Origin of the sequence: Streptomyces sp. UNOC14_S4, from assembly GCF_020740835.1 — a bacterium.
Taxonomy (GTDB): domain Bacteria; phylum Actinomycetota; class Actinomycetes; order Streptomycetales; family Streptomycetaceae; genus Streptomyces.
Window position 1 is genome coordinate 1 of the sequence record NZ_JAINFC010000877.1, and the last position, 1,648, is coordinate 1,648.

General features: G+C 71.8%; 3 protein-coding genes. 2 read left to right on the plus strand and 1 reads right to left on the minus strand.

All coding sequences use genetic code 11. The annotated features are described in order from the left end of the window. Positions 1-151: 151 nt before the first annotated feature. Positions 152-505: a hypothetical protein gene (locus K6I34_RS36660; RefSeq protein WP_229332341.1), complete on the plus strand. Its 354-nt coding sequence runs from the start codon at positions 152-154 to the stop codon at positions 503-505. Then, positions 505-753: a hypothetical protein gene (locus K6I34_RS36665; RefSeq protein WP_229332342.1), complete on the plus strand. Its 249-nt coding sequence runs from the start codon at positions 505-507 to the stop codon at positions 751-753. The genes K6I34_RS36660 and K6I34_RS36665 overlap by 1 nt, the downstream gene beginning before the upstream one ends. Before the next feature lie 19 nt (positions 754-772). On the opposite strand, the gene yaaA is transcribed toward K6I34_RS36665, so the two are convergent. Beyond that, positions 773-1,579, minus strand: a complete 807-nt coding sequence (gene yaaA, locus K6I34_RS36670; RefSeq protein ID WP_229332343.1) for a peroxide stress protein YaaA — start codon at positions 1,577-1,579, stop codon at positions 773-775. Positions 1,580-1,648 lie beyond the last annotated feature (69 nt).

A 1,648-nucleotide genomic window follows, 5' to 3' on the forward strand; every position in this document is an offset into this window, starting at 1 on the left:
GGGGGTCATCGTGCCGTGGGGGAGTGGGGGGTGCAATGGGTGTTGCACAGTGCGCAACACGCCTTCCGGGCCCGGGAGTCGTCGCGCGTGGCTACTGTGGAGCCCGTACAGCAGGCGCCGGTCACGGCATCGCTCGCGCAAGGGAGCCCATATGAGCGCGCACCCGGTCGAACACGGTGACGAGCCGATCATCGAACGTCCGGACAGGACCATCTCCGCCCTCAGACAGGCCCTGGCTCGTGTGGCCCCTTCCAGGCTCCCGGTGATGGAGTCCGAGCGGGACGAGGTGCTCATGCTGGCGGCGGAGACACAGTCGGTAGGGCCTGTCAACGGCTTCCTGCTGCGTTGGGCGGTCGTGGTGGAGATCGAGCGTCACCCCGAGGTGGCCCGTCGGTTCCATGCGGCAGAGCGTCTCGTCGGGACCGCGACGGACGAGGAGACCATGCGAGCCGCCGCGCGTGAGGTGGCCGACATCAAGGCGGCAGCCCGACGGGCGGTCTGCTGATGAGCGACGGCTGGACGTGGGAGTACTGGTGGCCGGAGACCGAGCTGGACCTCGGCCCGGAGCTGGCGGGCCAGATCAAGGAGCGGTGCGGGGAGTTACTCCGTGCCGCAGAGACCTTGTACATCTCCGGGGAGCGCCACGAGGGCGGCTCCGATACACAGGTCTCCTACGTCGCGGGCGGCATGTTCGAGTACCTGATCGCCCCTCGGCTCCTGAAGCTGGTCGTCGTCAGCGTCACCGCATACTGACCCACCCGCCTCGCAGCCGCTACAGCTCCGTCACCACCACATCCAGCGCCCACGCCCGCCCCGCCCGCGCCGGGGCCTCGCCCTCCACCGCGTAGCCCAGGTCCCGCAGGGACGTCAGCAGCTCCGCCGGGGTGGCGGGCGCGGTGCCCGACGTCAGCAGGTCGCGGACCAGGCGGCCCTTCGTGGCCTTGTTGAAGTGGCTCACCACGGACCGCTTCTCGACCCCGTTCACGATCTTCGACTGGAGGACCCGCACGGTCGCCGTGCGCTCCGCGACGGCCCCCTTCGGCTTCCACGCCGTCGCGTACGCCGCCGAGCGCAGGTCGAGGACCAGCCCGTCCCCCGCCGCCTCCGGCAGCTCCGTCTCCAGCGCGCCGCGCCAGTACGTGCCGAGGGCGCCCAGGCCCGGGAGCTTCACGCCCATCGAGCAGCGGTACGACGGGATCGCGTCGTTCACCCGCACCGCGCCCCACAGGCCGGAGAAGACCAGCAGCGAGCGCTCCGCCCGGCGGCGCGCCGCCGCGTCCAGGGTCGCCAGGCCCAGCGCGTCGTACAGCACGCCGGTGTAGATCTCACCGGCCGGGCGTGTGCCCGCCGTCCGCAGGCCCGCGTTCTTCGCGATCTCGCCGCGGAGCCCCTGGGAGAGGCCGAGCGCCTCGGCGGCCTTGTCCTCGTCTCCCGCGCACAGCTCCACCAGCTCCGTCAGCACGGCCTCGCGTGTCGCGGTCAGCCCCGGCAGGGACAGCGCGGCCAGGTCCAGCGCGGTCCCGGCGCCGTCTTCGACGGCCGTGGCCTTCCCCTCGGACGGCGGCAGCAGCACGAGCACGGGCGGTCTCCTCGATATCGGTGTCGGTGAGTCGGTGATTCTGCAGTCGGTGATGTTGCGTCCCGTGGC

Excerpts from the sequence above, each read along its gene's own strand:
- K6I34_RS36660 (WP_229332341.1), top strand. The coding sequence starts at position 152 with ATGAGCGCGCACCCGGTCGAACACGGTGACGAGCCGATCATCGAACGT.
- K6I34_RS36665 (WP_229332342.1), top strand. The coding sequence starts at position 505 with ATGAGCGACGGCTGGACGTGGGAGTACTGGTGGCCGGAGACCGAGCTG.